The sequence below is a fragment of the Stutzerimonas stutzeri genome, assembly GCF_024448715.1.
Classification (GTDB): Bacteria; Pseudomonadota; Gammaproteobacteria; order Pseudomonadales; family Pseudomonadaceae; genus Stutzerimonas; species Stutzerimonas stutzeri_AR.
On the sequence record NZ_JAMOHZ010000002.1, the window covers coordinates 1 to 24,831 of the forward strand.

25 protein-coding genes and 1 pseudogene are annotated in these 24,831 nt (G+C 59.7%); 19 read left to right on the forward strand and 7 right to left on the reverse strand.

Translation table 11 applies throughout. The features are described from left to right. Positions 1-21: 21 nt before the first annotated feature. From NAV33_RS03495 to NAV33_RS03520, 6 genes are all read left to right on the forward strand, one after another. Positions 22-489, forward strand: a complete 468-nt coding sequence (locus NAV33_RS03495; RefSeq protein ID WP_255977032.1) for a hypothetical protein — start codon at positions 22-24, stop codon at positions 487-489. An 82-nt stretch (positions 490-571) separates the two neighbouring features. Continuing rightward, complete coding sequence (locus NAV33_RS03500; protein WP_255977034.1) at positions 572-1,192, forward strand: hypothetical protein; 621 nt, start codon at positions 572-574, stop codon at positions 1,190-1,192. Between the two features lie 82 nt (positions 1,193-1,274). After that, on the forward strand, positions 1,275-1,628 hold the full coding sequence (locus NAV33_RS03505) for a GNAT family N-acetyltransferase (protein WP_255977036.1): 354 nt from the start codon (positions 1,275-1,277) through the stop codon (positions 1,626-1,628). 257 nt (positions 1,629-1,885) lie between these two features. Beyond that, entirely contained in the window at positions 1,886-2,440 is a 555-nt protein-coding gene (locus NAV33_RS03510; protein WP_255978139.1) for a YdeI/OmpD-associated family protein, read from the forward strand. Positions 2,441-2,756: 316 nt separating this feature from the next. Beyond that, positions 2,757-3,206, forward strand: a complete 450-nt coding sequence (locus tag NAV33_RS03515; RefSeq protein WP_423836626.1) for a DUF2231 domain-containing protein — start codon at positions 2,757-2,759, stop codon at positions 3,204-3,206. Next, positions 3,203-4,498, forward strand: coding sequence for a PQQ-dependent sugar dehydrogenase (locus NAV33_RS03520; RefSeq protein ID WP_255977038.1), 1,296 nt, complete (start codon positions 3,203-3,205; stop codon positions 4,496-4,498). Before NAV33_RS03515 ends, NAV33_RS03520 begins: the two co-directional genes overlap by 4 nt. Before the next feature lie 349 nt (positions 4,499-4,847). On the opposite strand, the gene NAV33_RS03530 is transcribed toward NAV33_RS03520, so the two are convergent. Both NAV33_RS03530 and NAV33_RS03535 read right to left on the reverse strand, forming a co-directional pair. Further along, positions 4,848-5,165 (reverse strand): CcdB family protein, encoded by a 318-nt coding sequence (locus NAV33_RS03530; protein ID WP_255977040.1) that lies wholly within the window; start codon positions 5,163-5,165, stop codon positions 4,848-4,850. Continuing rightward, on the reverse strand, positions 5,165-5,407 hold the full coding sequence (locus NAV33_RS03535; protein ID WP_255977042.1) for a type II toxin-antitoxin system CcdA family antitoxin: 243 nt from the start codon (positions 5,405-5,407) through the stop codon (positions 5,165-5,167). Before NAV33_RS03535 ends, NAV33_RS03530 begins: the two co-directional genes overlap by 1 nt. A gap of 346 nt (positions 5,408-5,753) precedes the next feature. Here NAV33_RS03535 and NAV33_RS03540 point away from each other — a divergent pair, with 346 nt between their 5' ends. The 6 genes and pseudogenes from NAV33_RS03540 to zigA all read left to right on the forward strand — a co-directional run bounded on the left by NAV33_RS03540 (position 5,754) and on the right by zigA (position 12,656). Further along, positions 5,754-6,872, forward strand: coding sequence for a PQQ-dependent sugar dehydrogenase (locus NAV33_RS03540; RefSeq protein WP_255977044.1), 1,119 nt, complete (start codon positions 5,754-5,756; stop codon positions 6,870-6,872). A 254-nt stretch (positions 6,873-7,126) separates the two neighbouring features. Beyond that, on the forward strand, positions 7,127-7,525 hold the full coding sequence (locus NAV33_RS03545; RefSeq protein WP_255977046.1) for a GFA family protein: 399 nt from the start codon (positions 7,127-7,129) through the stop codon (positions 7,523-7,525). A gap of 870 nt (positions 7,526-8,395) precedes the next feature. Continuing rightward, the gene (locus tag NAV33_RS03550) at positions 8,396-9,385 is read left to right on the forward strand and encodes a GlxA family transcriptional regulator (RefSeq protein ID WP_255977048.1); all 990 of its coding nucleotides are present in this window, start codon (positions 8,396-8,398) and stop codon (positions 9,383-9,385) included. Between the two features lie 94 nt (positions 9,386-9,479). Then, complete coding sequence (locus NAV33_RS03555; protein WP_255977050.1) at positions 9,480-10,676, forward strand: MFS transporter; 1,197 nt, start codon at positions 9,480-9,482, stop codon at positions 10,674-10,676. 370 nt (positions 10,677-11,046) lie between these two features. After that, on the forward strand, positions 11,047-11,451 hold the full coding sequence (gene dksA / locus NAV33_RS03560) for an RNA polymerase-binding protein DksA (RefSeq protein ID WP_255977052.1): 405 nt from the start codon (positions 11,047-11,049) through the stop codon (positions 11,449-11,451). Between the two features lie 9 nt (positions 11,452-11,460). Continuing rightward, positions 11,461-12,656 (forward strand): annotated as a pseudogene (gene zigA, locus NAV33_RS03565) (zinc metallochaperone GTPase ZigA). A gap of 112 nt (positions 12,657-12,768) precedes the next feature. Here the strand turns inward: zigA and NAV33_RS03570 are convergent. Continuing rightward, the gene (locus NAV33_RS03570) at positions 12,769-13,098 is read right to left on the reverse strand and encodes a four-helix bundle copper-binding protein (protein ID WP_255977055.1); all 330 of its coding nucleotides are present in this window, start codon (positions 13,096-13,098) and stop codon (positions 12,769-12,771) included. A 181-nt stretch (positions 13,099-13,279) separates the two neighbouring features. On the opposite strand from NAV33_RS03570, the gene NAV33_RS03575 reads away from it, so the two are divergent. The 3 genes from NAV33_RS03575 to NAV33_RS03585 all read left to right on the forward strand — a co-directional run bounded on the left by NAV33_RS03575 (position 13,280) and on the right by NAV33_RS03585 (position 15,742). Further along, positions 13,280-13,870 (forward strand): IMPACT family protein, encoded by a 591-nt coding sequence (locus NAV33_RS03575; protein WP_255977057.1) that lies wholly within the window; start codon positions 13,280-13,282, stop codon positions 13,868-13,870. A 139-nt stretch (positions 13,871-14,009) separates the two neighbouring features. Beyond that, positions 14,010-14,285, forward strand: a complete 276-nt coding sequence (locus tag NAV33_RS03580) for a hypothetical protein (protein WP_255977059.1) — start codon at positions 14,010-14,012, stop codon at positions 14,283-14,285. 506 nt (positions 14,286-14,791) lie between these two features. Then, the gene (locus tag NAV33_RS03585; RefSeq protein WP_255977061.1) at positions 14,792-15,742 is read left to right on the forward strand and encodes an adenosine deaminase; all 951 of its coding nucleotides are present in this window, start codon (positions 14,792-14,794) and stop codon (positions 15,740-15,742) included. 30 nt (positions 15,743-15,772) lie between these two features. Here the strand turns inward: NAV33_RS03585 and NAV33_RS03590 are convergent, their stop codons facing one another. Continuing rightward, complete coding sequence (locus NAV33_RS03590) at positions 15,773-16,690, reverse strand: LysR family transcriptional regulator (RefSeq protein WP_255977063.1); 918 nt, start codon at positions 16,688-16,690, stop codon at positions 15,773-15,775. Between the two features lie 102 nt (positions 16,691-16,792). On the opposite strand from NAV33_RS03590, the gene NAV33_RS03595 reads away from it, so the two are divergent. Beyond that, positions 16,793-17,806 (forward strand): zinc-binding alcohol dehydrogenase family protein, encoded by a 1,014-nt coding sequence (locus NAV33_RS03595; protein WP_255977065.1) that lies wholly within the window; start codon positions 16,793-16,795, stop codon positions 17,804-17,806. Positions 17,807-17,827: 21 nt separating this feature from the next. On the opposite strand, the gene NAV33_RS03600 is transcribed toward NAV33_RS03595, so the two are convergent. Continuing rightward, a complete protein-coding gene (locus tag NAV33_RS03600) occupies positions 17,828-19,033 on the reverse strand; it encodes a Bcr/CflA family multidrug efflux MFS transporter (RefSeq protein ID WP_255977067.1) in 1,206 nt (401 codons plus the stop codon). Positions 19,034-19,237: 204 nt separating this feature from the next. Between NAV33_RS03600 and NAV33_RS03605 the strand changes: the two genes are divergently transcribed. The 3 genes from NAV33_RS03605 to cueR all read left to right on the forward strand — a co-directional run bounded on the left by NAV33_RS03605 (position 19,238) and on the right by cueR (position 23,095). Then, positions 19,238-19,867 (forward strand): TetR family transcriptional regulator, encoded by a 630-nt coding sequence (locus NAV33_RS03605; protein WP_255977070.1) that lies wholly within the window; start codon positions 19,238-19,240, stop codon positions 19,865-19,867. Between the two features lie 373 nt (positions 19,868-20,240). After that, complete coding sequence (locus NAV33_RS03610) at positions 20,241-22,622, forward strand: heavy metal translocating P-type ATPase (RefSeq protein WP_255977073.1); 2,382 nt, start codon at positions 20,241-20,243, stop codon at positions 22,620-22,622. 74 nt (positions 22,623-22,696) lie between these two features. After that, entirely contained in the window at positions 22,697-23,095 is a 399-nt protein-coding gene (cueR, locus tag NAV33_RS03615) for a Cu(I)-responsive transcriptional regulator (RefSeq protein ID WP_255977075.1), read from the forward strand. A gap of 81 nt (positions 23,096-23,176) precedes the next feature. Here the strand turns inward: cueR and bfr are convergent, their stop codons facing one another. Together bfr and NAV33_RS03625 are read right to left on the reverse strand one after the other, a co-directional pair. Continuing rightward, positions 23,177-23,641 carry a bacterioferritin gene (gene bfr / locus NAV33_RS03620; RefSeq protein ID WP_255977077.1) on the reverse strand — a complete coding sequence of 155 codons (465 nt, stop codon included), beginning with the start codon at positions 23,639-23,641 and terminating at the stop codon, positions 23,177-23,179. Positions 23,642-23,797: 156 nt separating this feature from the next. Further along, complete coding sequence (locus tag NAV33_RS03625) at positions 23,798-24,688, reverse strand: PA4780 family RIO1-like protein kinase (RefSeq protein ID WP_255977079.1); 891 nt, start codon at positions 24,686-24,688, stop codon at positions 23,798-23,800. Positions 24,689-24,831: the final 143 nt, after the last annotated feature.

Here is a 24,831-nt window from a genome sequence, read left to right on the forward strand (position 1 = left end):
CGTTAGGTATCAAGGAACCTCATGGAAGAAATAATAGAAGCTATTACCGACTGGCCAGTTATCGCACAAGCAGTTTTCGGGTCAGCGCTGTTCTGGATAATTATTCAAAGTGGCCAAAAAGTAACAGAAAAAATTTCACAGTCGTTATCAAAATCCTCAAGAGAAATGCGCATAAGCTGGCTAGTAAGTCAGCAAGCAAAATACGTCGCAGCTACAACTACTGACACCGATATGCTCACTATAAAAATGAGCGTTCTTATATATCGATCTCTAAGACAACTTGTTAAAGCGTTCATCTGGCTGACACTAGGCCTAGCCCTGAACTCAATCGCAGGTCTTTCCGGAATCATTGGCTTCATGGGCTGCCTTTACCATCTATTTCGAGCCTACGAAATAATATCGCCAATCAAAGACGTTAACGATGATGAGGGCAATATTGAAAAGCTGAACAAAATAAGACAAGAGCTATCTAGCATCGAGAAAACCTAACAAGGCATTCAAAATCGTTCGCTTTGCTCACTTGGACCGGCGTACCGCCGGCCCCTTAATTTCGCGTTAGCTAGAGGTAAGGATGCCGAACATTGCATTTGGAGATATCGCTACATGGATAGCAACCCTAGTTGCAATTGCATCAGCCGTTGCTGCCGCAAAGTCCTCGAAGGCAGCAGAGAAACAACAAAAAGAAGCCACGCGCCAAGCCATATTTAATGCTGAAGTCCTTGAAAAAGAGCACGACCTAAAACTTCGCGAATGGACAGACCAATATTTTAATTCTGCGCGGATCTGGGCCGAGGAAGTATGTTCCGCCATCTCTGAAGCCAAACATATCTCAGAGCACCCAGAACTGAACGGAGAACTCAAGATGCCAATACTTATTAAGTTAAGTGCCCTCGTCGACACTGGTCGCTGGTATTTTCCAAATCAATGGGCAGATGACTACGGCACACACAAAGAGCCAGCATACCGCGGGGTACGTCAACCAGTTTTAGATTGTGTTGTTGCCGCATACGATGCACTAAATGAGTCAGGCCCCAAGTACGACGCAAAATCAGAGTTAGCAATGTGCCAGCGCGAATTTGTGAGCCATATTCAAGAAGTTCTAGATCCAAGAAAACGGGAACAAGAAATAAAGAAAATACTTATCGAGTTTGAGATTTCAGAGCGCCTTAGAATGGCTCCGGGTAAGCGCTAACAAATGGTTCAAATCGTTCGCTTCGCTCACTGGGACGGGCTAAAGCCCGCCCCTTAACCAAACGTTAGGCCATGGAGTAAAGATGATCCGCATTCGAGATGAACTTCCCTCGGACCCTGCCGCCATCGAGGCCACAATTAACTCCGGCTCGCCCGGTTGGTACGGGCTCGGTCCGGTTTCGGTTGTTCCAGATCAGCAAGGAAAGGGTATCGGCACGATGCTGATCACCCAGGCCTTGGCAAAGCTTCGTACATCGGGAGCGGTCGGCTGCGTTGTGCTCGGTGAGCCCGGTTACTACTCACGCTTCGGTTTCAAGGTGGATCCAAGGCTTGTGCTGCCGGATGTTCCGGCCGAGTACTTCCAGGCCATCGTATTCAACGGCACATTCCCGGCTGGTGAGGTTGCTTACCATGCGTCTTTCGAGGCTACGGCGTGAGTTCAACCTTGAAGTGCAGCAAAGTATCAAGCGCTTAACCCTGTGTTGCAGCCAACGGCTCCGCCGCGGCTGAGCTTTTTCGTTAAAGCCCCAAATGACTGAGCCGCAACGAATACTTGTTTGGTCGTGGTACGGAGGCGAATGCAAGGACGAAACTGCAGTTCTATTCGCGCTTGGGGACGCGCTTTCCAAGTGAAAGGGAACAGATGCATTTTTCCCTTTCCGTCTTCCTTAGGCACATCCGTACGGGTGATGAAATGACGCAAGCGGACACACGATCCCAGTTCAATGCACGATTGCTTCGCCCCAAACAGCCGGGGAGCGGCAGCTCATGGGGGTTCGTGATCCTGCCTAGAGAGGCGAGCGCGAAGCTGCCGAGGCGCGGTCGGGCAACAGTGGACGGGACTATTAATGGACAAGGCTTCAGGGCGTTGCTCGAGCCGGATGGTCAAAAAAGCCATTGGCTGCGGATCGATGAGGACCTAATCGAAGCTTCAGGCGCCGATTTTGGTGACACCGCACGATTCGACATTGTGTCCGTAGAGCTGGAGCCTGAACCGGACGTTCCCGCTGATTTGCTTGAGGCTTTGAATGCCTCCCCCGGGGCTCGGGCCACCTGGGATGGCACGACCACTATTGCCCGCCTCGACTGGATTCATTGGGTTATTTCCGCTAAGCAGGCAAAGACGCGCAACAAGCGGATCAACGATGCCTGTGACATGCTTGCCTCAGGAAAGAAGAGGGTTTGCTGTTTTGATCCGTCGGGATACTACAGTAAGGCCTTCAGTGCGCCGCAAATTGCAGATGAGTAGTCGAACTGCGATTGCGTAGCTCATCGAAACCAGGCTGATTGCCTTAACAAATCTGTATCCCATCTTTGCCCGCAGGCACGTCCTCTTCGAATTATTCGGAGCCAGTATTAACGTGCAACTTTTGGTTTTCGATAACGGAGTCACTGCCGACTTGGAGGCTCTGAGCATTCCGTTCCCGGTGGCTAGGCACATAGACGAGAGTGAACTAATTCCCCAGCGGTACGATCCCCTCTTATGCACATTCAGAGCGAACCCGGCGGGCTAGCGCATCCGCAACGGCATCAGGCCAGGGTCGCCCAGCGATGAGGAAGCCTCCGTGACCGTTATCACCCACAGCACTCACCACACGACGCACAGCATCTCCCGCCACGTACCGAACCCACTGCACGCGACACTGCTCGCCGGTACCGTCCCCCTCTTTCTCGGCGCCATGCTGAGTGATATTGCCTACTACCGCACGTACGAGATTCAGTGGAGCAATTTCTCCTCCTGGCTGATTGCGGGGGGCCTGGTTTTCTGCGGGCTGGCGATACTGTTCGCGCTGGTCAATCTGGCCCGAGCGACGGAGAAAAAGGGTCGGCCGCTGGTTTACCTTCTGCTCCTGCTGGCCACTTGGGTGCTGGGCTTCATCAATGCACTCCAGCACGCCAAGGACGCCTGGGCAGCGATGCCCTCAGGCCTGGTTCTATCGGTGATAGTCACCGTGCTGGCCTGCGTGGCGACCTGGATCGGCCTCACCAATCTGCGTGCAGGAGGTGAAGCATGAAACATACGAGCCCACTAACCGTCCTGACCGTGGCGTTGCTTTTGAGTGCATGCGGTGGCGAGGATCAGAATATCGCTCAATCGCTCGGCGCCAACCCCAAGCTCCCCGAGCCCCAGCGAGGTCTGCTGCCCAGCATGACGATCGCTGATCCGGCTAACTGGGGCGACGAGAAGCCGACGGTGCCGGAGGGTTACGCCGTCACGGCCATTGCTACCGATCTGAAGATCCCGCGCCAAACGCTCGTCTTGCCCAATGGCGACATCCTCGTGGCGGAAGGCCGGGGAGGCAACGCCGCGAAGCTCAAGCCGAAGGATGTGATCGCCGGCTATATCAAGGCGCAGGGCAACACCTCGGTCAAAAGTGGCAACCGTCTGACTTTGTTGCGAGATGCCGATGGCGACGGTACCTATGAGCTACAGACCGTGTTTGCAGAGAACCTCAACGCGCCCTACGGGCTGGCCCTGTTCGAGGGCAACCTGTATGTGGCCAATCAGGACGCGTTGGTACGCTTCGATTATCAGGAGGGCCAGACCGAGGCCAGCGGCCCGCCGACCAAAGTCACCGATCTTCCGTCCGAGATCAACCATCACTGGACCAAGTCACTGGCCGTCAGCCCCGATGGACGCTTTCTTTACGTCGGCATCGGTTCCAACAGCAATATCACCGAGCGCGGAATGGAGGCCGAAGTCGACCGCGCCCTGGTCTGGCAGATAGACGCCGAGACGGGTGCCCACAAGCCCTACGCAACCGGCCTGCGTAACCCGACCGCGCTGGCGATACAGCCCGGGTCCGACCAACTATGGGCGGTGGTGAACGAGCGGGACGAACTGGGGCCGAACCTCGTTCCCGACTACCTGACATCGGTACGCGAAGGTGCCTTCTACGGCTGGCCCTACAGCTACTGGGGTCAGAACGTCGATGATCGTGTGCGACCGCAGAACCCTGACCTGGTTGCCGCGGCGATAAAGCCGGACTACGCGCTAGGGCCCCACGTCGCCGCGCTCGGCCTGGACTTCTCCTCGCCGGTCATGGGCGAGCAGTTTGCTGAAGGCGTGTTCGTCGGTGAGCACGGTAGCTGGAACCGCGAGAGCCCGTCCGGCTACAAGGTCGTCTTCGTGCCGTTCAGCAACGGTCGGCCATCCGGGGAGCCGGTGGACTTCGTGACGGGCTTTCAGACCTCAGACGCGAAGACTCGTGGTCGGCCGGTCGGTGTAACCGTCGACCCAAGCGGTGCGCTGATCGTGGCCGACGATCTGGCGAATACTGTGTGGCGGGTGACCCGAACTCAGTGATGTTCGACTGACGCTCGAAGCGGCCAACGATCCACGTGATCGGCTGCTTCGGCATATTACCCGGCAGGTTACTCGCTACGAAATACGGCTCGAAAGCCGATCAAGCGGCTCAAGCAAATCGGTGGCGAAGCTGTGCCTGAAAGTATCGGGGTGCAAGCTTAGCCACGCCGGATGTAGCAACCGCACGTTTGAACGCGCGCTGTATGCGCTTCTCGTCCAAGTGATGACGACGTACTGATCCATTGCGTGGGTCGACAGAAATGCAGGAAACACAACTGGTTCAAACCGTTCTTTGCGATCACTGGGACGGGCTAAAGCCCGCCCCTTAACCAAACGTTGAACGCTTCTATCAGATGCCGGTGATAAGCAAATCAAGTGCAGCAATTATTTCATTGCGTTGTGCTGAGAGGTCGGCAACTTGGGTACCGAGTTGTTTTCTCGCAATACCGGCCAGTTGCGGGGTCACCATCACGTATAGCTTGTCGTCAATTTCAAACGTTGGAGTGAGGGTTCTGAGAGTTTTCCCCTTCATGGCAGTAGCCGTGTAGAGAGGCACTACGACCCGCGTGCCGAGTTCGGCAATTAAGTCGCTTTGCACATCGAGCAGGAAGGGCACGGCAGTCTTGGTGGCTGCGTTGGTGTTCTTGTGAACGGCGAACTGAGGCATCAGAAGCTCCGTAGGTCGTCACTGAACACCCCGTGGGCTTCCACGTGTTCGTTGTAGGCATTTATGGCTTTTCGGTTTTCTGCCAGCCATTGCTCGCGCTGTTTCTTCCTCAGGGCCTCGGCCAGAGCCTGCTCCAATGTCGCGGAGAGGTTGATATCCAAATCCTTGGCTTTATTGAGTAGGTCTCCGTTAACGCTGAGGTTGGCAGCCCGCTTGGGCGCATTGGGGTTGTAGGCGAGCATGAGGGTTTCCTTCCGGGCCTTGACGCGCATATGGTATGCGCATACCAGCATGCGATCAAAGGCGCGTCTAGCAGTTGGTTCAAATCGTTCACCTCGCTCACTGGGACGGGCCAAAGCCCGTTTCTTAACCAAACGTTAGGTCGCGCAATATGGAACGGTCTAACCTTCCAAGACACCGGATCCGGTGATAACGACGTTGTGCTGCGCTTCATGGGTCTTGACGATCTGCGGACCAGCTAGCACAGGCATGGACCACTTCCGCTGACGCCTCAGGTAACAAAATTGGAGTCATTTTCCTGGGCAGTGCGCAGTAAGGTCGAAGGTCTGATTCGACGGGAGGACAGTCATGAAGAGTTATCCGCTCAGCGCACTCGCACTAGGGTTCGCCTCGCTCGCCAGCTACGCAGCGCCTGAGGCCATTGACAGGGCTCAATGGCCATTCAGCGCAACACCTCGCGCCACCTTCTCCGAACCCTGGGCCATGACTTTTCTTCCGGACGGCACGGCGCTCGTCACGGAAAAACGCGGCGTGCTCAAGCACGTCGATGTGAAAACGGGCGAAACGCGTGAGATAGACGGCGTACCCGACGTGGCGTATGGCGGCCAGGGTGGGCTTGGCGACGTCATCCTTCACCCGGACTATGCGCAGAATCGTGTCGTTTACATCAGCTACGCCGAAAAAGGTGACGGCGGCAACCGTGGCGCGGCCGTCGCGCGCGCAACGCTTGAGCTGGGCGCTGACCGCGGCTCGCTTTCCGATCTGAAAGTGATCTGGCGGCAGACGCCCAAGGTGGCCGGCGGCGGGCATTATGGGCATCGCCTCGCGTTCGGCCCGGACGGCAAGCTCTGGATTTCCTCTGGCGAGCGGCAAAAGTTCACGCCGGCACAGGACATGAAAAGCACCCTCGGCAAGATCATCCGCCTGAACGAGGATGGCAGTGTGCCGTCCGACAATCCGTTTGCCGATCAGGGCGGCGTGACGGCGCAGATCTGGTCACTGGGGCATCGCAATCCACTCGGGATTGCGTTCGACGCCCAAGGTCGCTTGTGGGAGCACGAAATGGGACCGGAAGGCGGCGACGAGCTCAACCTGATCCAGAAGGGCGGCAACTACGGTTATCCAGAGGTTTCCAACGGCGATCATTACGGTGGCAAGCCCATCCCCGATCACGACACGCGCCCTGAATTCATCGCGCCCAAGATTGCCTGGACGCCGGTGATCTCCCCTGCCGGACTCGTGATCTACAGCGGTGAGCGGTTCGCCGATTGGAGAGGCGACGCATTCATTGGCGGCCTTTCAGCCAGGGGCCTGCTGCGCATCACCTTGGATGGCGAAGAAGCCACCGAGGCGGCACGCTACGACATGGACGCACGCATACGCGAAGTCGAACAAGGCCCGGACGGCAGCCTCTGGCTGCTGGAAGACGGGGACGGCGGTCGTCTGCTCGAACTTCAACCGAAGTAGAGCCAGCGCCCTGTACACGGGGAAAGGTTATTTAGCCGGTGAAGCGACGCGCTATATCCGCTCCCTTTGGCCTCCAACCTCCCCTCGACAGGCTCGACCCGCTCCTGTACATATCGCCGAAAACCATGCGGATCGAGCCCGCTTGCAGCGGTCTACACAGCCGCCATGGACACCTCGGCACGTACCATGGCTGCCCTGTTTGCAGTTCGAATGCACAGGCTGATTGACCAATCGTTATCAAGGAAGGCGAATCAATGAAGCAAGCAGGCAGTTGTCTCTGCGGCGGCATCCGATACGAGATACATGGTCCACTCACGGACGTTCTGAACTGTCATTGTTCAATGTGCCGAAAGCTGCATGCTTCTGCTTTCAGAACTCGCGCCAAGGTGCGCTCGGCGGACTGGAAGACCATCACCGGCCAAGAGCTGATCAAGTTCTATGAGTCATCCCCAGGCGAGTACAAAGGGTTCTGCTCGAACTGCGGCTCTAGCCTGTACACAAAATTCGACGCCCACCCCGAGGTGTACGGTTTTCCACTCGGAACGCTCGATACCGACCCAGGGGTAAAAGCGCAGCGCCACGTATTTGTCGACAGCAAAGCGCCGTGGTTTCAGATCACGGATGATTTGCCTCAGCATGCTGAGTACGACTGAGACAGGCTGACCGATGACCAGGCAGTGAGGCACCGCATCTTTTGGATTTGGCTCGCCAGCTGCCTTCTACATGGCTTGATGTTGGCGCTTGCGGTGTTCACGACAGCGTTTCAAGGGACGCCACTCGAGGCCTTCGGTATCACCGCGGTCATGGTCCCGTATCTCCTGCATCAAGCCGGTTTGCCTGTTTTGCAGAATGGCGGTTTAAGCGGCTGGGGAATGTCATCGCCCAATTTCCTGGGTTGGCTTCTCTCGGCCTTGGCCTGGTTTGCAGTCTATTGGCTTGTTGCCACGGGCCTTGAGCGACTCGCCCGGCGTTAAGCGAATACGCAGCACGATCACCTCGTCTAAGCGCGGCCCAGCATCCCGTCACTCGCACGTAACATCCCCGCCTAGCGTGTTTTGGCTAACCCCCAAATACGATGCCGAGGCCCGCATAAGAACACCGACCCGCCTGACCCGCACGGACGGCGTGGAAGACGCCAGCGGCGAACGCGCTTCATACGGCTTGGGACGATAAAGCGTTGAGGCGCTTCGCTAGCATCCAAAGGCATACGCCGCTTCTGTTAAGAGAAAGCGAACGCCGGCCCCCCTGTTGCCCCGTAGGAGTTAGCTTGCTGACGAAGCTTTTAAAGCTTTCGCCCGCAAGCTCGCTCCTACCCGGGTGGCGCATCGGGCCGGTGAGCATGGCGCAGGTATGCGGTTACGCCGACCAGACTCACTTCATCCGTGTTCGGCATGGCGCGTAGGTGACCGGCACATAATGCGGCAGAAGCGAACGTCAGCAGTGGCAAGATCTGTGCGAACCTTGTCATTGTGACAATGGCACCGCCGTCGCACACTGCACTCACTTTCCAGTTGAGGTGCACCATGGACGCCACCCGCACCATCGCCTGCCTGATTTATTCGGATGTCATGAGCCTTGATGTCACCGGCCCGATGCAGGTGTTCGCATCGGCCAATGTCGAGCGCCAACGACAAGGTCTGCCGCCCTGTTACGAACTTCTGCTGATTGGCGAAGAGCCCGGCCCCTGCTCGACCTCCGCGGGGCTGAAGCTGGTCGCCGACGTCGAGTGGGCCAGTACCGATCCAGTCGCGCTGGATACGCTGCTGATACCGGGAGGCAGGGGCGTCGAGCTGCAGATGCGCAACCGGCCATTGCTTGACTGGTTGCGCCGCGCCGAACCGAATGTGCGACGCCTGGGATCGGTGTGTTCCGGCGCCTTGATTCTGGCCGAAGCTGGACTGCTCGATGGGCGCAAGGCGACCACCCATTGGGCCGATATCCAGGCCCTTGGTGAATACCCGGCCGTGGAGGTGCAAGGTGACAGGTTGCACACCTATGACCCGGCGGATCCAGAAGCGGCTCACCTGTTCAGCTCTGCAGGTGTCACCGCCGGCATCGATCTCGCGCTGGCGTTGGTCGAGGCGGATCTGGGCCGCGCACTCGCTCTCTCGGTCGCCCAGCGGCTAGTGATGTTTCTCCGTCGACCGGGCGGCCAGACGCAATTCAGTCCCCTGCTGGCCGCACCGACCGGCGCCGTGGCCCGTCTCGCCGCGCTGCTCGAATGGATACCGGGTCATCTGGGCGACGATCTTTCCATCGAGGTCTTGGCCGACCAGACGCACATGACGCCGCGCACCCTGTGCCGCCTGTTCAACCAGGAAGTGGGCATGGGACCGGGGCAATATATCGAGCGAGTGCGGCTGGAGGCCGCTCGTAGCCTGCTTTTAAGTGCGCAGGCGTCGATCGCGACGGTGGCGCGCTTAACCGGTTTCGGCCACCCGGAAAATCTCAGACGCACCTTCCAGAAACACCTTTCGGTGAGCCCTCGGGACTTTTTCCAGCGTTTCGGCTGACCGAAATCCCAGCCGGACATCACTTCTCGACCACAGGCCCGGCGTCAAGCCGGGCGCGGCTGTGCCTGCTTTCTCATGACACGGGATTGACCTTATGTATCTTTTATTCAGCAACGCCCAGGTTTTCCGCTTGTTCGTCGCCCAGGCGCTGTTCTGGTCCTGCGCAATGACCGGCATCATCCTCACCTCGATCGTCGGCCTTCGCCTGGCACCTTCAGCGGGCTTGGCGACCCTGCCACTCGCGCTGCTGATGCTCGGCGGCCTGCTCGCCTTACAGCCCATCGCCTGGCTCATGCAGCGGCGCGGCCGCAAGGTCGGCTTTCTATTCGGAGCCCTGGCCGGCGTGACGGGCGGTCTTGTCAGCGCACTATCGCTCTGGTTCGACAGCTTTACCTTGCTCTGCCTCGGCGCGCTGCCGATCGGCGCCTATCAGGCCTCGGCGATGTATTACCGTTTTGCCGCCCTGGAAGCGGTGGGCGAAGCCTTCAAGGGCCGGGCTACGGCATGCGTGATCGGCGGTGGCGTGGTCGCCGCACTGGTGGCACCGACGCTCGGCACGGCAGCACGCAGCCTGGTATCCGTACCGTTCGCCGGCGCCTACTTACTGATCGCCGCGCTGGCTGCGACGGGGCTCGTCGTTCTTGCTGGGCTGAAGTCAGGCAGTGGAACAGCCGCCTCGCAACTTGCATCTTCGGCGGCGGCCCCTTCGACGGTGTCGTGGCGTGAGCTTCTCGCGCGGCCCACCGTCAGGGCAGCGGTGCTGACCACCGCTGCCGGCCATGGCCTGATGGTGCTAGTGATGAACGCGACGCCATTGGCGATGCATGGCGAAGGCCTGAATCTGCACGCCAGCGGCCAGGTGATCCAGTGGCACATGCTCGGAATGTTCCTGCCGGCGTTCGTTGCCGGACCGTTGGTGGACAGGCTGGGCAGTCGGCTGGTGGCCTGCCTTGGCGGTGGCTTGCTCATATCGAGCGCCATGGTTGCCCTGCTTGGCGTCAGCCACTGGCACTTCATGGCCAGCAGTTGCCTGCTCGGTATCGGCTGGAACCTCATGCTGGTAGCAGGCACTACCCAACTGGGCCACGGCCATGCGCCGCAAGAACGAGCTCGTGCACAAGGCCTCATGGAACTCAGCAACGGCAGCGTCGCCGCAGTGATGTCGTTCGCCTCGGGCGCGCTCATCGCTCAGGCGGGTTGGGCCGCAGTCAACATCGGACTCTTGCCGATCGTGACGCTTGTCGTGCTTGTCCAGATTGCAGAGGCCCACCGGCAGCGCCAGCCGGCGTAAACCAACGCAGGCGTTACGGGGAACAAGCGGCGTAACGCCAACACCCGGCTGGCACGGCATCACTGTCACGGTCGGCCAACGGTTGGTGTAGCGCTTCTGCGCAACGCGTTGACGACAGCCGAAGTGCGCCGGTATGACTTGCATGTAGGGTGGGCTTTAGCCCACCGGAGCGGTGCCATTGTGCGGTGGGCTGATCACTAACATCCTCACGGAACATGATCCTGCGCCCTCGCTACACCAAATTCGCGTAGCTGCAGTGCGAGTACTCCTTTCAGTCCCTATCAAGCTGCCTGCCTTCGAGATGAAGTCTTGCGCGGACAGCTAATTGTTATGTTATAACTATTATATAACCACTGTCCGCAAGCACCCCATGACCGAAGCCGAACTCCTCGCCCAACCCGCCGACGCTTATATGAACGAAGCCCAGCAAGCTTTCTTCCGCGACCTGCTGCTGCGCCAGCGTGCGGAGTTGCAGGCACGTATCGCCGAGGAATTCCAGCTGCTGCGCGAGCAGGAGCCCAGCAGCGACCCATCCGATATCGGCACCGCCGAGGAACAGCGCCAGTGGCAGCTGCGCTTGCTGGAACGTGAGAAAAAGTTGCTCGACAAGATTGACGACTCGCTCGATGGCATTGCGCGCGGTGAGTACGGCTGGTGCGCTGAAACCGGCGAGCCCATCGGCCTGAAGCGGCTACTGCTACGCCCCACCACGACGTTGTGCATCGAAGCGAAAGAACGTCAGGAACAACGCAAAAAACATCAACGAACCGCCTGAGAGATCACCATGAACCGCATCCCTGTAACCGTGCTGTCCGGCTTCCTCGGTGCCGGAAAAAGCACTCTGCTCAACCACGTCCTGAAGAATCGCGAAAGCCGTCGCGTGGCGGTGATCGTCAACGACATGAGCGAAATCAACATCGATGGCGGCGAGGTCCAGCGCGATGTCAGCCTCAACCGCGCCGAAGAAAAGTTGGTGGAAATGAGCAACGGCTGCATCTGCTGCACATTGCGTGAGGATCTGCTGGAGGAGGTCGGCAAGCTGGCCCGCGAAGGGCGTTTCGACTATTTGCTGATCGAATCCACCGGTATATCCGAGCCCTTACCAGTGGCCGAAACCTTCACCTTCCGCGACGACCAGGGCGAGAGCCTCTCAGACCTGGCGCGGCTGGACACCATGGTCACAGTGGTCGACGGGGTGAACTTTCTTCGCGACTTTCATGAAGCGGAAAGCCTGGCGAGCCGCGGCGAAACCCTCGGTGACGATGACCAGCGCTCGATCACTGACTTGCTGATCGAGCAGGTGGAATTCGCCGATGTCATCCTGATCAGCAAAGTCGATCTGATCTCCAGCGCCGAATGCGAAGAGCTCACCGCCATCCTTGGTCGTTTGAACACCCATGCCGAGATTCTGCCGATGAGTATGGGTAGCGTGCCGCTGGTGAAGATCCTCGACACCGGCCGCTTTGACTTCGAGCGTGCTGCCGAGGCGCCGGGTTGGCTCAGGGAAATGCGTGGCGAGCATGCGCCAGAAACCGAGGAATACGGCATCGCGTCCACCGCTTATCTGGCGCGACGGCCCTTTCATCCGCAACGCTTCCACGCGTTCCTCAACCGTGAGTGGAGCAATGGCCGGCTGCTGCGCTCGAAGGGTTACTTCTGGCTGGCGAGCCGCCCGCAAGAAGCAGGTAGCTGGTCACAGGCCGGCGGGCTGATGCGTTACGACTACGCCGGCCGCTGGTGGCGCTTCACTCCCGAAGCACAATGGCCGGACGACGACGATAGTCGCGCAGCGATCCGCAGCAAGTGGCACGAGGACTGCGGCGATTGCCGACAGGAACTGGTGTTCATCGGCCAGCACATCGACTTTGACCGGCTGCGCGTCGAGCTTGATGATTGCCTACTCCCGAGTGGAATCTCGGCGTGGAGCACTGGCTGCGCCTGCCGGACCCGTTCGGCACTTGGCATCAAGCCGTCGCCTGAGTTCGCGGCGGCCCAGCAGTGCAGACCGGGCAGGCAGGCGATCTGGGATTAGCTGGAAAAAGGTCACGCCGCCGCTAACAGGCTAAAGCGTGACCCTTCGATTCCGAATGAATCAGGCGGCCATGCGCTCGCATTCTTCGGCGCACTTGCGGCAGGCCTCGGCGCAAGCCTGGCAATGGTCCATCTGATGTTTACCGCATTCCTCGCCGCACTGGCGGCAAACTTGTGCGCAGAGCTTGCAAAAGGCTTGAGCATAGGCGCTGTCACGGGTCATCAACACGGCAGCCATCGCGCACATATCGGCGCAGTCGCGGTCCAGCTCGATGCAGCGAGCCATCATTTTCACATCGTCCTCGCGCAGGCAGGACGCAACGCAGGTCTCACAGACCAGCGCGCAATTGGAACAAGCCTGGATACACGCCTGATACTTGGAATTGAGCATCGCTATTTCTCCTCGGTGATTGCGGTTGGGTATGGGTCGCCATCCCGGCGAGCGTCTTTCGTTGGGGGGTGCCGAGCGCCTTAAAGTTCAGCCAGATCCACCGAGCGGCATCCCGGCGCATCAGCGCATGGCATAGGACGCCGTTACAATGCTCGCCCCACCCATAAGCCCTGTCGCTTTTATGACCTTCACGCTTGTCGCCCCCTGCGAATTCCAGGAAACCATCCGCAAGAGCCGCTTTCTGGCGAAGGCCGCTCCCGTGTCCAGCCCTGAGGAAGCCCAGGCGTTCGTTCAGGCCGCCAGCGATTCCACCGCGTCACACAGTTGCTGGGCCTGGAAGATAGGCAATCAATATCGCTTCAGCGATGACGGTGAGCCCGGCGGAACGGCGGGCCGGCCGATGCTCACCGCCATTGAAGGTCAGGATTGCGACCGGATCGTGGTGGTGGTGATTCGCTGGTTCGGTGGCATTCAGCTCGGCACTGGGGGTCTGGCCCGCGCCTACAGCGGCGCGGCGGCTAAATGCCTGCAATCCGGCGAGCGCGTCGAGCTGATATCGCGGGTTCGCTGCAGCTTTCATTGCCGCTTCGCTGAACTGGCACTGCTCAAGGCACGCCTGAGCGAATACGACGCTCTGATCGAAAGCGAAGCGTTCGATGCGGAGGGCGCCGAACTGCAGTTGGCGCTGCCTGCGGCGCAACAACCAAGGCTGCAGCAATTGCTTGCCGATATCAGCCGTGGACGAAGCGAGTTGCGTTCGCTGGACACCTGACCACCTCAACTCGTGGAACTGCCTGAAACCGGAGAAGTCCCTAATACAACGGCACTTACCGTTGGGCCGGCGTTTTGGCGCTGACCAGCTACGAGTGCAAGTGCCGAACGCACCTTCCGTTGCAAAAGAGGAGTCAAGCATGAAAAGCAATTACAAGTGGCTCATTCCAGGAGCCGTATTGCTCGCTTCCATAGGCCTGGCCGGTTGCGATGTCGAAAAAACCGAAGAAGGCGCGATGCCCGACGTAGAAGTCGAAGGCGGCAACCTGCCCGAATACGATGTAGATGCGCCGGAGGTGGACGTTGGCACCGAAGAAAAGACCGTCACCGTGCCTGACGTCGACGTGAACATGCCCGAGGACGATGAGCCGGATATGGGTGAGCCGGTCGAGCCTGCTCCTGCACCAAAGAATTGATCGCTACCTGACATGCGTGCCTTCATGGGGCGCGCTTAATGAGCCATGCCCGACCTCGGTCGAGCATGGCTTTTTTCGATATGCAAGTTTTCCACTGTTGATGTGGATCACTTTGTGGATAACCGTGGGATTAACTGGCCGACCCCAGCAGTGACGTGGTGCTAAAAGGGCCGAGCAAATTTTAACCGAAGCCGCCTAAACCCCATCTTTCGTATAGAAATAATTGATTTAAAAGCTTTTTTCCTGATCAAACGGCTAATCACGCTATAGCGTTTAAAGCTATCAAGCTGGCTCCACTTATACCCAGGTCATGTGGAAAAGGTTGTGGGTAACCTTTGGAAAGCGCGTGTTCAGGCGCGTCGGCCTTGGTGTAGGCCGCTGTGGTCGTTTTTTGCACAGCGTCGAGATGTTTTCACTTGCAGTCCAACCAAAACGCAACGGCCAAGTTGACCCTGGGGTCAGGCAACATGGTTAGAATGCAATTTTTCTTCCGGATGGGGTTTCCTATGTACGACTGGCTCAATGCCTTGCCCAAAGCCGAGCTGCACCTGCACCTCGAAGGTTCGCTGGAACCCGAGCTGCTATTCAAACTGGCCGAACGCAACAAGATTGCTCTGCCCTGGGCTGACGTCGATGCGCTACGCGGTGCCTATGCCTTCGGCAACCTGCAGGAGTTTCTCGATCTTTACTACGCAGGCGCTGACGTGCTGCGCACTGAGCAAGACTTCTACGATCTGACTTGGGCCTACCTGCAGAAGTGCAAAGAGCAGAACGTGGTCCATACCGAGCCCTTTTTCGACCCGCAAACCCATACAGACCGCGGCATTCCGTTCGAAGTGGCGATGCGTGGAATCAGCGGCGCGCTGGCCGACGGTCGCAAGCTTCTCGGCATCAGCAGCGGCCTGATCCTTAGCTTTCTGCGCCACTTGCCCGAAGAAGAGGCCTTCAAGACGCTGGAGCAGGCCATGCCGTTTCGCGATGCCTTTTTCGCGGTAGGTCTCGACAGCTCTGAGCTCGGCCACCCGCCGAGCAAATTCGAGCGCGTTTTCGCCAAAGCCCGTGCCGAAGGCTTCCTCGCCGTTGCTCACGCTGGTGAGGAAGGTCCACCGGAATACATTTGGGAGGCGTTGGATCTGCTCAAAGTCAGCCGCATCGACCATGGCGTTCGCGCCGCTGAAGACCCAAAGTTGATCGCTCGGCTGATCGAGGAGCAGATGCCGCTGACCGTCTGCCCGTTGTCGAATACCAAGCTCTGCGTGTTCGACGACATGAGCCAGCACAACATCCTGCAGCTGCTGGAGCAAGGCGTGAAGGTCACGGTGAACTCCGACGACCCGGCCTATTTCGGCGGTTACGTAACCGAGAATTTCATGGCTCTGCACGACGGCCTGGGCATGACCGAAGATCAGGCGCGGCGCCTGGCGCAGAACAGCCTCGACGCGCGCCTGGCCAACTGAATCGATCCGAGCCGATCCCAGCGGCTCGGATCAAGGCATGAACGGCGCCTGATCGATCAGCGCCCGGCAACGCTCGATCAGGTGTTCGCGCAGCAAGCGCAGGGTTTCGCCCAGGTGAGCCCGATGCGCGCAGATCAAGTTCAGCGGAGCCGGCTCTCCCAGCAGGGCCGGCAACAGTACCGTCAGCCGCCCGGCCTGCACGTCTTGAGCGACGTCCAGCCATGACTTGTAGACCAGCCCGTGCCCCGCCAAAGCCCAGCGATGCACCACATCGGCGTCGTCACTGATGCGATCACCTGCCACCACCTGCACCATCTCCCTGCGCCCGTCATGAAAACACCAGCGCTCGTGAACACGCCCGGCCAGCATGAAGCGCAGGCAATTATGCTCAGTCAGCTCCCTCAGCTCGCGCGGCGCGCCATGACGCGCCAGATAGGCTGGCGCGGCGCACAGCACACGGCGATTCGCCGTCGCCACCGGTAGCGCCACCAGACTGGAATCTTCCGGCGTGCCATAGCGCAAAGCGATGTCTACCGGCTGACGGAAAAGATCGGCATTGCGGTCTGCCAGGAGCAATCGCAGGCTGATCAGCGGATGCTGCCGCTGAAACTCGTCGAGCCAGGGCAACAACACGTTGCGGCCGAAATCAGACGGTGCGGCCAGCTGCAACTGGCCGCTGATGGATGCCTTGCCACCGGCCAGCAGCTGCTGGCCCTCGCTCAAGCTCTGCAAGGCGGCTCGTGCGTGCACCAGATACTGCTCACCCTCACCGGTCAGGCGCAGGCTGCGCGTGGAGCGCACCAGCAATCGGCATCCCAGCTCCGCCTCCAGCCGCTTGAGCGCGGCACTGGCTACTGCTGGCGATAACTCCAATGCGCGGGCCGCCGCGGACAGGCTGCCCAGGTCAGCGGTGCGAACGAAAATTTGCAGATCGTCGGTGCGTAGCATTTTCAATATTTCGTTGAAAGAGCGTCGCCTAATATGAGGTTTTTCTTCGCAACACGAAAGCCGAACATGGCATCACTTCGCACCGTCATCAAAGGAACAAACATGAAAGCCATTGCGTACCGCCAATCCCTACCCATCGATAACCCGCAATCGTTGCTGGATATCGAGCTGCCCGAGCCGACGCCAGGGCCGCGTGATCTGTTGGTCGAGGTACGTGCGATCTCGGTGAATCCAGTAGATACCAAAATCCGCATGCGCGTGCAGCCGGAGGACGGCCAGCATCAGGTACTCGGCTGGGACGTTGCAGGCGTGGTGCGTGCGGTGGGCAGCGAGGTCAGCTTGTTCAAGCCTGGCGACGAGGTGTTCTATGCCGGGGCACTGGATCGTCCGGGCGCCAACAGCGAATTGCATCTGGTCGATGAACGCATCGTCGGTCGCAAGCCGTCTTCATTGGATTTCGCTGCAGCGGCGGCTTTACCGCTAACCTCGATTACGGCCTGGGAGCTGCTCTTCGAACGGCTGCAGATCAGCGAGGGAACCGAAGACCAAAACCAACGCCTGCTGATCGTCGGTGCCGCCGGCGGTGTCGGTTCAATTCTTACTCAGTTGGCCCGCCAGCTGACCGGGCTCAAGGTGATCGGCAGCGCCTCGCGCCCCGACACCCAGGCGTGGGTCCGTGAGCACGGCGCCCACGAGGTGATCGATCACAGCCAGCCGCTCGCCGATGAACTGCAGCGCCTGGGCATCGCGGATGTCACTCACGTCGCCAGTCTGACCCACACCGACCTGCACTTGCCGCAAATCGTCGAAGCTCTTCAACCGCAGGGCCGGCTGGCGCTGATCGACGACCCAGCAAACCTCGATATCAGCCTGCTCAAGCGCAAGAGCCTGTCGTTGCACTGGGAGTTCATGTACACGCGCTCGCTGTACCAGACGCCGGACATGATCGCTCAGCACCAGTTGCTTAACCGCGTCGCCGAGCTGATCGACAGCGGTGTGCTGAAGACGACCCTGGGCGAGCATTACGGGCAAATCAACGCAAAGAATCTGCGCCGCGCCCATGCCTTTATCGAAAGCGGCAAAGCTAAGGGCAAGATCGTGCTCGAAGGCTTCTGAGCCGACCTACGCAGCGGTACTTCAGCTCGAAGATGAGGCACCGCTGTCGCGCCGTTGCGAAACCATCTGCTGTCCGGTGTACCAAGCCAGGCACGCCGACAGCAACGCACAGACGACTATCACCAAAGCCATCGGCACCGCCGTGCCGTTGTGCAACGCACCCACCGCTGCCGAAGCAGCCGCAGCGATGCCGAACTGCAGACTGCCCATCAACGCCGAGGCCATTCCAGCCTGCTGGCCTTGCCGCGCCATGGCACAGGCGGTCACGTTCGGCAGAATGCTGCCGAGCGTCGCCAGGCCCATGAACAGCGGAATCAGCAACGGCCAGAGCGCATCGGGCTCGCTCCATGCGACCACCAGCAGCACGGCACCGCAGGCGGAATAGAACCAGACGAAACGCCGCAGCCAGAATCCCGGACCACGCAGCCGCACCAGGCGCGCATTGATCTGCGAGACCAGAATGAAGCCTGCCGCATTGCTGCCGAACAGCCAGCCGTAATGCTCGGCCGGCACGCCATAAAGTTCGATGAAAACAAATGGTGATCCGGCAATGTAGGCGAACATTCCGGCCATCGCCACGCCGCCGCAGAGCGCGAAGGCGATGAATTCGCGATCACGGAACAGCTCGATATAACGCCCAAGGGTGCCGCCGAGGTGATGTTTCGGCGCATCCGCCGGAAGGGTTTCCGGCAACCACAGCGCGACCGCAAGGCCGCAGACAGCACTGAAGACCGTTAGCGAGATGAATATCGATTGCCAGCCAAAAGCGTTATTCAACAGGCCACCGGCCAGCGGCGCGAGGATCGGTGCCAGCCCCATCACCAACATCAGCTGGGAAAACACCTTGGCCGCCTGTACCGGATCGCAGCTATCCCGCACCACCGCACGCGTCACCACGATGCCGGCACAGCCACCGAGCGCCTGAACGAATCGCGCCGCGATCAGCCAGTCCAGCGTCGGCGCGAAGGAACACGCCAGAGAAGCCAGGGTAAATAGCGTCACGCCGACCAGCAGCGGCCAGCGCCGCCCGTAGCGATCAGCCAAGGGGCCATAGACCAACTGGCCGAATGCGAGCCCAATGAAGTAAGCAGCCAGCGACAGTTGCACATGCTCGACATCGGTGGCGAAATCTCGCGCCATTGCCGGAAAAGCGGGCAGATAAAAGTCGATGGCCAGCGGGCCGAAGGCACTGAGGGCGCCCAATATCAGGAGAAGCGGGAGGCGCATTGAGATAACTCACAAGCTGGAAAAAAGCAGATGCACCAGCGCACGACAAGGTCGCGGCTGAGATCGAACGTTTACAGAGAAGGTAAGATGCTGTTACATACACAGACGATTGTAAACAACCAAAGTTGCAGAAGTTGAAGACTAACTGCACACCACCACGCCCGACAGGGCCCTAACGCAGCCCGAAGCTGCCGTAGCTCAAACATGCGAAGAACCAAAGAAGACGCCGAAAAGACCCGCATTGCCCTACTGGCTTCCGCCGAGCGGTTGTTCCTGGACAAGGGGGTGGCGCATACCAGCCTCGACCAGATCGCTCGCGATGCCGGCGTTACCCGTGGCGCTGTGTATTGGCACTTCCAGAACAAGGCTCATCTGTTTCATGAAATGCTCAATCAGGTTCGCCTGCCGCCCGAGCAGATGGCTGAACGCCTCTGTAGTTGCACGCAACAGCAACCTTTGCGGGCGCTGCGTGAGCTCTGCATCGAAGGCATCACTTCGTTGGGCCGCGATGAGCAAAAGCGACGTGTGATGACCATCCTGCTTCACCGCTGCGAGTTCACCGAAGAACTGCGTGAAGCCGAAGAGCGCCACCATGCGTTTATCAATCTGTTCATCGAGCTCTGCGAAAAGTTACTGGAAAGCGCGGCCAGCCACCTTAATCCCGGAGTCACCCCTCGGCTCGCCGCCCGTACGTTGCATGCATTGATAGTTGGCTTGTTCAGCGACTGGACCCGTGACCCGACAATATTCGACCCCGAAGTCGACGGCCCCGCGCTGATCGACCCGATTTTCCGTGGCCTGGCAAAAGACTGGGAAAGCTCGCCCATCATCTGATCCGAGCGCGATAGGCGGCAGTACTCTCTGCTGCCGATCCGCTTACCGAACCTGATGCCCCTCTTTGCTCGATCACTCGGGTATCGCCGCCTCACTGAGTCTTGCCCCAACCCGCACCACGCCAGCGTCGAGATCATGTCGACGCTGGCATTGCCATCACAACCGGATCGTGTGGTCACAGCGCGCTCACAATGCGCCAGTCTTACCGCTCATTTTGACGTCTGCGTCGACACGCCCTTTTAACTGTCCTACGGATAGCTCGACTTTGGCGCATGGACAGCGTCCAACAGCTCAAATACGGCACGGGACGCCGGGGTTGACCTTGCCATAGGGTTAAGGTTGATCATCGCTGACAGGCTAATCGGGAGTGAAGATGTCCAGCTCAACCTACACCCTGCCCATCACCGGCATGACCTGCGCCAGCTGCGCCGGACGGGTCGAGCGCGCGTTGCTGAAGGTGCCCGGCGTGGAACACGCAGCCGTGAACCTGGCCGCCGAGCAAGTTCGTATCGAAACTGCCAAGGACGATCTCGCCGGGCTGATTCAGGCCGTGGAAAAGGCCGGTTATGGCGTACCGGTACAGACCCTCGAACTGGCAATCGACGGTATGACCTGCGCCAGTTGCGTAGGCCGGGTCGAGCGCGCGCTGCTAAAAGTGCCGGGCGTGCGCAGTGCATCGGTGAATCTGGCCAGCGAGCGCGCCCATATCGAGGTGCTCGGCGCAGTCGATCCGGAAATACTGATTCAGGCGGTCGAAGCAGCCGGCTACAAAGCCCAGACCAGCGGCTCGGAACAGCCAGCCTCAGACAATACCGAGCGTCGTCTACGCCGCGAACGCTGGGCGGTCATCGCCGCACTGCTTCTGGCTGCACCGCTAGTAGTGCCGATGTTTGGCGAGCTGTTCGATCAGCATTGGATGCTGCCGCCCTGGGTGCAATTCCTCCTGGCGACGCCGGTGCAGTTCATTCTTGGCGCGCGCTTCTATATCGCCGGCTGGAAGGCTGTTCGGGCCGGCGCCGGCAACATGGATTTGTTGGTCGCTATCGGCACCAGCGCTGGCTACGGCTTGAGCCTCTACCAATGGTGGGCCGTGTCTGCCGGCCAAACGCCGCATTTGTACTTCGAGGCATCGGCGGTCGTCATCGCCCTGGTGTTGCTCGGCAAATATCTCGAGAGCCGCGCCAAGCGCCAGACCAGTGCCGCCATCCGTGCCCTTGAAGCGCTACGCCCTGATCGAGCGGTGCGGGTCATTGATGGCCAGGAAGAAGATGTCGCCATTGCCATGCTGCGATTGGGCGATCTGGTGCTGGTGAAGCCCGGCGAACGTTTCCCGGTGGATGGCGAGGTGATCGACGGCGAAAGTCAGGCCGACGAGGCGCTGATCAGCGGCGAGAGCCTGCCGGTTGCCAAAGTTCCCGGCGACCGCATCACCGGCGGCGCTATCAATGGTGAAGGGCGGCTGTTGGTACGCACCACCGCGCTGGGTGGCGAGACGGTGCTGGCGCGCATCATCCGTCTGGTCGAAGACGCCCAGGCCGCCAAGGCGCCGATCCAGAAATTGGTCGACAAGGTCAGTCAGGTGTTCGTCCCGGCAGTGCTGGTGATCGCGATATGCACGGTGATCGGCTGGCTATCGGCCGGCGCGTCGGCGGAAGTCGCGTTGATCAACGCGGTCGCGGTACTGGTGATCGCCTGCCCCTGCGCCCTCGGGCTCGCCACCCCAGCGGCGATCATGGCGGGCACTGGCGTGGCGGCGCGTCACGGCATCCTGATAAAAGATGCCGAGGCGCTGGAAGTCGCCCACGCTGTCACGGCGGTAGCCTTCGACAAGACCGGCACGCTGACCTCAGGCAAGCCACGCATCGTGCACCTTCATGCAAACGATGGCGATGAGGCCGCGCTGCTGCAGCTGGCCGGCGCGCTGCAACGCGGCAGTGAACATCCGCTGGCGCGGGCAGTGCTGGACCGCTGCGAAGAGCGCGGGCTGGACGTGCCTGATGTAGAGCAGAGCCAATCGCTGACCGGGCGCGGCATCGCTGGTGATCTCGACGGCCGTTCACTGGTTCTGGGCAATCGGCGCCTGCTGGACGATAACGGCCTGCAGCCAGGCGATCTCACTGAGCAGGCGCAGGCCTGGGAAGCCGAAGGACGCACGCTGTCCTGGCTGATCGAGACGGCTCCGCAGCCGCGTGTGCTTGGCCTGTTCGCTTTCGGCGATAGCCTCAAGGACGGCGCGGCGGACGCAATCGCCGCGCTGAACACGAGAAATATCGAAAGCCACCTGATCACCGGCGACAACCGCGGCAGTGCCCGTGTGGTGGCGGAGGCGCTGCAGATCCACAGCGTGCACGCCGAGGTCTTGCCTGCGGACAAAGCCGCAACGGTCGTCGAGCTGAAGAAAGGTGGCGCGGTGGTGGCGATGGTCGGCGACGGCATCAACGATGCGCCGGCATTGGCCGCAGCCGACGTCGGCATCGCCATGGGCGGCGGCACAGACGTGGCCATGCACGCCGCCGGCATCACTCTGATGCGCGGCGATCCGCGACTGGTACCGGCGGCGCTGGAGATCAGTCGGCGCACGTATCGCAAGATCCAGCAGAACCTGTTCTGGGCGTTCATCTATAACCTGGTGGGCATTCCGCTTGCAGCCTTGGGCTTCCTTAACCCGGTGATGGCCGGCGCGGCGATGGCGCTGTCGAGCGTCAGCGTGGTCAGCAATGCGCTGCTGCTCAAGCGCTGGAAACCGGAGCAGTAGCAGCAGATGTACCCATCGCAACGAGGCCACGTTGAACGGATGCAACCTCGACCCCCGCAAGACTTGGAGGCAGCATGAATATTGGTCAGGCAGCGAAGAACACCGGCCTGTCGGCAAAGATGATTCGCTATTACGAATCCATCGACCTGATCAGCCCCGCCGGACGCAGCGCCAACGGTTATCGTCACTATGCCCAGGAAGACCTGCACCGCCTCGGCTTCATCAAGCGCTCACGCGATATGGGCTTTTCGCTTGAAGAAGTGGGCAAGCTGCTCACGCTCTGGCAGGACCGCCAGCGTGCCAGCGCCGATGTGAAGGCGCTGGCTGGTTCGCACATCGACGCGTTGAACCAGAAGATCGCCGAACTGGTAGGTCTGCGCGACACATTGCAGGAGCTAGTCGATACCTGCCACGGCGATGACCGCCCGGATTGCCCAATTCTGAAGGGCCTGGAGTCCGGCGGGTGCGATTGAGCGGCAGCTGGTTTGCTGGCTTATAAAAGTAGTAGAGATGTCTGTTTTAACTTGTAGCTTATGGCTGAAGCTTAGGTGCTTTCACGCCTGCGACTGCAGATAGTTCTGTAAACCGATGCGGTCGATCAGCCCGAGCTGCTGCTCCAGCCAGTAGGCGTGATCTTCTTCGGTATCCATCAACTGCAGCGCCAGAATATCGCGCGTCTGGTAATCGCCCTGCTGCTCGGCCAGCGCCATGCCTTTGGCGAGGGCTTCACGAACCTTGTACTCCAGCGCCAGATCGCTGCGCAGCATCTCCGGCACGGTATGTCCTGCGTTTATCGCCTCGGGGGTCATATCGGGCGTGCCTTCGAGGAACAGGATGCGTTGCAGCAACGCATCGGCGTGCTGGGTTTCCTCCTCCATCTCGTGATTGATTCGCTCGTAGAGTTTGCTGAAACCCCAATCGGCATACATACGCGAGTGCAGAAAATACTGGTCGCGCGCGGCCAGCTCTCCACGCAGCAGTTCTTTCAGATATTCGATGACTTGTGGCTGACCTTGCATTGCGACTCTCTCCTGCTCGCATTGAAACGCCGGCAATGATACGCCCAATCCACGTCGGGCGAAGCGTGCCCCTGCCATTACCGTGTAAGCGTGCCCGGTGAGTTCAGCATAGGCCGACAACTCATATTAAGCATGTCGGCACGACTCAGAGGCAGTTCAGTTGCGCATCCATGGCGGTGTCGGCGGCTCGTCGCTGGGCTCGTCCGTCGCATTGCGCAGGGCTTCCTTGCGCGCCTGGTCTGCGAGTGTCGCCTTGATCTCGCGCATCACCGCGTCCAGATCGGCGGCATCTTCCGGTTCGGCGAACTCACCGGTCAATTCGGTATCCGCCGTTAACTTGCCATCTTCGTAAAGTGCCCACATTTCCTTGGCGTAGCGAGTGAACTTGAGCTCCGGCGCGAACTGGCCAAAGTACGCCGACATGTTGCCGACGTCGCGCTCGAGCATTTCGAAGGCGTGGTTGTTACCCGCTGCGTCCACCGCCTGCGGCAGGTCGATGATCACCGGGCCGTGCTCGTCGAGCAGCACGTTGAATTCGGAAAGGTCGCCATGTACCAATCCGGCACAGAGCATTTTCACGACTTCGCCGATCATGAAGGCATGAAATTCCCGGGCATCGTCGGGATGCAGATCGACGTCGTTGAGACGCGGTGCAGCATCACCGTCTTCGCCCGATATCATTTCCATCAGCAGCACGCCGTCGAGGAAATCGTAAGGCTTAGGCACGCGCACACCGGCGTCCGCCAGGCGGAACAGTGCAGCCACTTCGGCGTTCTGCCAGTTCTCTTCCTTTTCTTTGCGCCCATGCTTCGAACCCTTGGCCATGGCACGGGCGTCGCGGCTGCTGCGGACCTTGCGGCCTTCTTGATATTTAACCGCCTGGCGGAAACTGCGGTTGTTGGCTTCTTTGTACACCTTCGCGCAGCGCAGCTCGTCACCACAGCGCACCACATATACAGCTGCTTCCTTGCCGCTCATCAGCGGCCGCAGCACTTCGTCGATCAGCCCATCCTCGACCAGCGGCTCGAGTCGTTTTGGCGTTTTCATCAGCGGCTTACAGACCCTATTCGACTATGCAGACCTGCAGGTTACGGTAATCGTCAGCACGCTTCCATGCTCGCCCGCAAGTTTGAAAGCGCAATGCGTATTGGCGTACAAGGCGATCAGGACGGACAATCGAATTCAACCCC

Excerpts from the sequence above, each read along its gene's own strand:
- NAV33_RS03495 (WP_255977032.1), top strand. The coding sequence starts at position 22 with ATGGAAGAAATAATAGAAGCTATTACCGACTGGCCAGTTATCGCACAA.
- NAV33_RS03500 (WP_255977034.1), top strand. The coding sequence starts at position 572 with ATGCCGAACATTGCATTTGGAGATATCGCTACATGGATAGCAACCCTA.
- NAV33_RS03505 (WP_255977036.1), top strand. The coding sequence starts at position 1,275 with ATGATCCGCATTCGAGATGAACTTCCCTCGGACCCTGCCGCCATCGAG.
- NAV33_RS03510 (WP_255978139.1), top strand. The coding sequence starts at position 1,886 with ATGACGCAAGCGGACACACGATCCCAGTTCAATGCACGATTGCTTCGC.
- NAV33_RS03520 (WP_255977038.1), top strand. The coding sequence starts at position 3,203 with ATGAAACATACGAGCCCACTAACCGTCCTGACCGTGGCGTTGCTTTTG.
- NAV33_RS03530 (WP_255977040.1), bottom strand. The coding sequence starts at position 5,165 with ATGCCTCAGTTCGCCGTTCACAAGAACACCAACGCAGCCACCAAGACT.
- NAV33_RS03535 (WP_255977042.1), bottom strand. The coding sequence starts at position 5,407 with ATGCTCGCCTACAACCCCAATGCGCCCAAGCGGGCTGCCAACCTCAGC.
- NAV33_RS03540 (WP_255977044.1), top strand. The coding sequence starts at position 5,754 with ATGAAGAGTTATCCGCTCAGCGCACTCGCACTAGGGTTCGCCTCGCTC.
- NAV33_RS03545 (WP_255977046.1), top strand. The coding sequence starts at position 7,127 with ATGAAGCAAGCAGGCAGTTGTCTCTGCGGCGGCATCCGATACGAGATA.
- NAV33_RS03550 (WP_255977048.1), top strand. The coding sequence starts at position 8,396 with ATGGACGCCACCCGCACCATCGCCTGCCTGATTTATTCGGATGTCATG.
- NAV33_RS03555 (WP_255977050.1), top strand. The coding sequence starts at position 9,480 with ATGTATCTTTTATTCAGCAACGCCCAGGTTTTCCGCTTGTTCGTCGCC.
- dksA (WP_255977052.1), top strand. The coding sequence starts at position 11,047 with ATGACCGAAGCCGAACTCCTCGCCCAACCCGCCGACGCTTATATGAAC.
- NAV33_RS03570 (WP_255977055.1), bottom strand. The coding sequence starts at position 13,098 with ATGCTCAATTCCAAGTATCAGGCGTGTATCCAGGCTTGTTCCAATTGC.
- NAV33_RS03575 (WP_255977057.1), top strand. The coding sequence starts at position 13,280 with ATGACCTTCACGCTTGTCGCCCCCTGCGAATTCCAGGAAACCATCCGC.
- NAV33_RS03580 (WP_255977059.1), top strand. The coding sequence starts at position 14,010 with ATGAAAAGCAATTACAAGTGGCTCATTCCAGGAGCCGTATTGCTCGCT.
- NAV33_RS03585 (WP_255977061.1), top strand. The coding sequence starts at position 14,792 with ATGTACGACTGGCTCAATGCCTTGCCCAAAGCCGAGCTGCACCTGCAC.
- NAV33_RS03590 (WP_255977063.1), bottom strand. The coding sequence starts at position 16,690 with ATGCTACGCACCGACGATCTGCAAATTTTCGTTCGCACCGCTGACCTG.
- NAV33_RS03595 (WP_255977065.1), top strand. The coding sequence starts at position 16,793 with ATGAAAGCCATTGCGTACCGCCAATCCCTACCCATCGATAACCCGCAA.
- NAV33_RS03600 (WP_255977067.1), bottom strand. The coding sequence starts at position 19,033 with ATGCGCCTCCCGCTTCTCCTGATATTGGGCGCCCTCAGTGCCTTCGGC.
- NAV33_RS03605 (WP_255977070.1), top strand. The coding sequence starts at position 19,238 with ATGCGAAGAACCAAAGAAGACGCCGAAAAGACCCGCATTGCCCTACTG.
- NAV33_RS03610 (WP_255977073.1), top strand. The coding sequence starts at position 20,241 with ATGTCCAGCTCAACCTACACCCTGCCCATCACCGGCATGACCTGCGCC.
- cueR (WP_255977075.1), top strand. The coding sequence starts at position 22,697 with ATGAATATTGGTCAGGCAGCGAAGAACACCGGCCTGTCGGCAAAGATG.
- bfr (WP_255977077.1), bottom strand. The coding sequence starts at position 23,641 with ATGCAAGGTCAGCCACAAGTCATCGAATATCTGAAAGAACTGCTGCGT.
- NAV33_RS03625 (WP_255977079.1), bottom strand. The coding sequence starts at position 24,688 with ATGAAAACGCCAAAACGACTCGAGCCGCTGGTCGAGGATGGGCTGATC.